General features: G+C 73.3%; 5 protein-coding genes. All 5 read left to right on the top strand.

Features of this window, described 5'->3' with window-relative positions; genetic code table 11:
- Positions 1-1245, top strand: a 1245-nt coding sequence (locus DW309_RS07650; protein WP_136045040.1) for a 2-hydroxymuconic semialdehyde dehydrogenase, incomplete at its 5' end; no start/stop codon positions are given.
- Positions 1242-2072: a 2-keto-4-pentenoate hydratase gene (locus DW309_RS07645; protein WP_168387220.1), complete on the top strand. Its 831-nt coding sequence runs from the start codon at positions 1242-1244 to the stop codon at positions 2070-2072. The genes DW309_RS07650 and DW309_RS07645, both read left to right, overlap by 4 nt.
- Positions 2069-3007 carry an acetaldehyde dehydrogenase (acetylating) gene (locus DW309_RS07640; protein ID WP_136045038.1) on the top strand — a complete coding sequence of 313 codons (939 nt, stop codon included), beginning with the start codon at positions 2069-2071 and terminating at the stop codon, positions 3005-3007. The genes DW309_RS07645 and DW309_RS07640 overlap by 4 nt, the downstream gene beginning before the upstream one ends.
- A complete protein-coding gene (dmpG, locus tag DW309_RS07635; protein WP_136045037.1) occupies positions 3004-4041 on the top strand; it encodes a 4-hydroxy-2-oxovalerate aldolase in 1038 nt (345 codons plus the stop codon). The genes DW309_RS07640 and dmpG overlap by 4 nt, the downstream gene beginning before the upstream one ends.
- Positions 4038-4616 (top strand): 2-keto-4-pentenoate hydratase (locus DW309_RS07630; RefSeq protein ID WP_136045036.1); only part of this gene is annotated, 579 nt, incomplete at its 3' end. The genes dmpG and DW309_RS07630, both read left to right, overlap by 4 nt.

Below are 4616 nucleotides of genomic sequence, written 5' to 3'. Positions count from 1 at the left end.
GTCGCCGACGCGATCGACCGCCGCGCCGACGAGCTCGTGGCCGCCGAGGTCGGCGACACCGGCAAGCCCGAGTCCCTCGCCCGCGACCTCGACGTGGCCAGGGCCGCCGCGAACTTCCGCTCCTTCGCCGACACGGTCTCCGCCACCGGGCTCGACTCGTTCCTCACCGAACTGCCCGACGGCCGCCGCGCCCTCAACTACGCGGTGCGCAAGCCCCTCGGCGTGGTCGCGGTGATCGTGCCGTGGAACCTGCCGCTGCTGCTGCTCACGTGGAAGCTCGCGCCGGCTCTCGCCACCGGCAACACCGTGGTGATCAAGCCGTCCGAGGAGACGCCGTCGTCGGCCACGCTGCTCGCCGAGATCCTCGCGGAGGCGGGGGTGCCGGCCGGGGTGGTGAACGTGGTGCACGGCTTCGGCGCGGGTTCCGCGGGCGAGGCCCTCACGAAGCACCCCGGCATCGACGGTGTGACCTTCACGGGCGAGTCCTCCACGGGCTCCGCGATCATGCGGGCCGTCGCACCGCGCGTGCGTCCGGTGTCGTTCGAGCTCGGGGGCAAGAACGCCGCGCTCGTGTTCGCCGATGCCGACCTCGACGCCGCGGTGGCCGGGCTCGCCCGCAGCACCTACCTCAACACGGGCCAGGTGTGCCTGTGCACCGAGCGCATCTACGTCGAGCGGTCGGTGTTCGACGACGTGGCGGCCGGGCTCGCCGAGCACGCGGGGCGGCTGCGCCTCGGTCGGCCGGAGGACCCCGCGACCACCACGGGCCCGCTGATCTCGCAGGCGCACCGGCAGAAGGTGCAGTCGTACTTCGACCTCGCGGTGTCGGAGGGCGCCACGGTGCTCGCGGGTGGCGGGGTGCCGACCCTCGGCGACGGACTCGACGGCGGCTCCTGGATCGAGCCGACGCTGTGGACCGGGCTCGACAACAGCCACCGCACCGTGCGCGAGGAGGTGTTCGGCCCGGTCGCCGCCCTCATCCCGTTCGACAGCGAGGAGGAGGCGATCCGGCTCGCGAACGACACCGACTACGGGCTCGCCGCCGTCACCTGGACCACCGATCTCACCCGCGGTCACCGCGTCGCCCAGCAGATGCGCACCGGCATGTCGTGGGTCAACACCTGGTACCTGCGCGACCTGCGCAGCCCGTTCGGCGGCGTGGGGCTCTCCGGCATCGGTCGCGAGGGCGGCCACCACTCGCTCGAGTTCTACACCGAGCCGACGAACGTGTGCGTGCAGCTGTGACCGGGCTCCTCGACACCGAGGCCGTGCGGGCCGCCGACGAACGGCTGCGGCGGGCGGCCGAGACCGGTCGCCCGTGCGCACCGGTGCGCGACCTGCTCGGCGACACCGACCAGGACGCCGCGTACGCCGTGCAGTCGCTCGGCATCGCCCGTCGCGTGGACGGGGGCCGGCGCATCGTGGGGCGCAAGATCGGCCTCACCTCGCCGGTCGTGCAGGCGCAGCTCGGCGTGGACAGCCCCGACTACGGCGTGCTGCTCGACGACATGATCCACGCCGACCGGGAGCCGCTCGACCTCGGGCGCTTCCTGCAGCCGCGCGCCGAGGCCGAGGTGGCGTTCGTGCTCGGGCGCGACCTCGACTCCCCCACCACGACCGTCGCCGACGTGCTGCGGGCGACGGAGTTCGTGCTGCCCGCGATCGAGGTCGTGGACTCCCGGGTGGCGGGATGGGACATCCGCCTCACCGACACCATCGCCGACAACGCCTCCAGCGGCGCGGTCGTGCTGGGCACGACCCCCCGCCGGCTCGACGGCTTGGATCTGACCGCGCTCGGCATGACGCTCGACCGCGACGGGCGCCCCGTCTCGACCGGCAGCGGCGCCGCGTGCCTGGGCAGCCCCGTGATCGCGGTGGCCTGGCTGGCGCGCGAGGTCGCCCGGCGCGGACAGCCGCTGCGCGCGGGCGAGGTGATCCTGTCCGGGGCGCTCGGGCCCATGGTCGACGCGACGGCCGGCGTGTTCCGCGCCCGGCTCGACGGACTCGGAGAGGTGCGCGCCGACTTCCACGGCACGGCCTCCGGCACGGCGACGGAAGGGGCGGCGGCATGACCACGGGAATCGCCATCATCGGCTCCGGCAACATCGGCACGGACCTGCTCATCAAGGTGAAGCGGCTGTCGACCACGCTGCACGTGGTGGCGATGGCCGGGATCGACGAGCACTCGGACGGCCTCGCGCGCGCCCGCCGCCTGGGTGTCGCCACCACGCACGAGGGGGTGGACGGGCTGCTCGCCCTGCCCGAGTTCGCCGATGTCGAGCTGGTGTTCGACGCGACCTCGGCCGGCGCGCACTCCCGCAACGACGCCCTCGTGCGCAACGCCGGACGGCTCATGGTCGACCTCACCCCCGCCGCGATCGGCCCCTACGTGGTGCCCGTGGTGAACCTCGACGCGCACGCGGGCGCCACCAACGTGAACATGGTCACGTGCGGCGGGCAGGCGACCGTGCCCATGGTGGCCGCCGTGTCGCGCGTGGCCCCGGTCGCATACGCCGAGATCGTCGCCTCGATCGCCTCGAAGTCCGCAGGACCCGGCACCCGCGCGAACATCGACGAGTTCACCGAGACCACGGCCCGCGCGCTGGAGGTGATCGGGGGCGCCGAGCGCGGCAAGGCCATCATCGTGCTGAACCCCGCCGACCCCCCGCTCATCATGCGCGACACCGTGTACTGCCTGGTCGAGGGCGACCCCGCCACGCTCGACCGCGACGCCGTCCGCACCTCGGTGACCGACATGGTCGCCGCGGTGCAGGGGTACGTGGGCGGCTACCGGCTCGCGCAGGACGTGCAGTTCGACGCGGTCGACGAGGGGTACGTCCCCGCGCTCGACCGGGCGTTCCGCGGCACGCGTGTGACCGTGCTGCTGGAGGTGACCGGCGCCGGGCACTACCTTCCGGAGTACGCGGGCAATCTCGACATCATGACCTCGGCCGCCCTGCGCACCGCCGAGCGACTCGTCGCCCGACGGACGGGGGTTCCCGCATGACCGGCTCGACTCCGCGCGTGTACGTGCAGCACGTGACGCTGCGCGACGGCATGCACGCCATCGGCCACGGTTACACGACCGACCAGGTTCGCGACATCGCCCGGGCCCTGGAAGCGGCGGGCGTGGATGCGATCGAGGTCGCGCACGGCGACGGTCTGGGCGGATCCAGCGTCGCCTACGGGCACGGCGCCCACACCGATTGGCAGTGGATCGCGGCCGCCGCCGAGGTCCTGGACCGGGCGGTGCTGACGACCCTGATCCTGCCCGGCATCGGCACGATCGACGACCTCGCCCGCGCCCGCGACCTCGGCGTCGCGAGCGTGCGGGTCGCCACCCACTGCACCGAGGCCGACGTCGCGATCCAGCACATCACGTGGGCGCGCGAGCACGGCATGGACGTGTCGGGGTTCCTGATGATGAGCCACCTGAACGATCCGCGCGGGCTCGCCGAGCAGGCGCGGATCATGCAGGACGCGGGAGCGCACTGCGTGTACGTGACCGACTCCGGCGGACGCCTCACGATGCACGATGTCGCCGCGCGCGTGGACGCCTATCGCGACGTGCTCGACCCCGCGACGCAGATCGGCATCCACGCGCACGAGAACCTCTCGCTGAGCGTCGCCAACAGCGTGACCGCCGTCGAGCACGGCGCATACCGCGTCGATGCCTCGCTCGCGGGCCAGGGCGCCGGAGCGGGCAACTGCCCCGTCGAGGCATTCGTCGCCGTCGCGGATCTGCTCGGGTGGGAGCACGGCTGCGACCTGTTCGCCCTGCAGGACGCCGCGGAGCAGCTCGTGCGTCCGCTGCAGCGCCGTCCGGTGCGCGTCGACCGCGAGACGCTCACCCTCGGCTACGCGGGCGTGTACTCCAGCTTCCTGCTGCACGCCGAGCGCGCGGCCGCGAAGCACGACCTCGACGCGCGGGACATCCTGGTCGAGCTCGGACGACGGCGCATGGTGGGCGGCCAGGAGGACATGATCGTCGATGTCGCGCTCGACCTGGTCGCCGCGCGTTCCGCGAGGGCGGCCTCATGAGCACCGACGCGGTCTACGCCGCCGCCCTCGACACCGCCCAGCGCACGGCCGCGCCCATCAACCAGCTGTCGCCCACGGAGGAGGTCGACCTCGCCACGGCCTACGCCACGCAGCACGCCCTCATCGCCCGACGGGTCGCCCGCGGCGAGCACATCACCGGGGTCAAGCTCGGGTTCACCAGCCGGGCCAAGGCGCAGCAGATGGGTGTGCACGACGTGATCCTGGGCACCCTGACCGATGCCATGCGCCTGGACGACGACGGCGTGTTCGCGCGGCGGTCCGCCATCCACCCGCGCATCGAGCCCGAGGTCGCCTACCTCCTGCGCGCCGACCTCGACGCATCCGCGGTCGACCGGCCGCTGTCGGAACTGGTGGCCGCGGTCGCCCCCGCCCTGGAGATCATCGACTCCCGGTACCGCGACTTCCGCTTCAGCCTCGCCGACGTGGTGGCCGACAACGCCTCCGCCGCGGCCTACGCGATCGGCCCCTGGACGCCGCTCGACCGCGCGGGCACCATCGACAACCGGGCCGTGCGGCTCGAGGTCGACGGCCGCATCGCCGCGACGGGCTCGACC

It is taken from the genome of Microbacterium sp. K41, from assembly GCF_004794395.1.
Lineage (GTDB): Bacteria > Actinomycetota > Actinomycetes > Actinomycetales > Microbacteriaceae > Microbacterium > Microbacterium sufflavum.
Note: the sequence above shows the minus strand (reverse complement) of the source record. Positions and strands in the feature narration are given on the sequence as shown.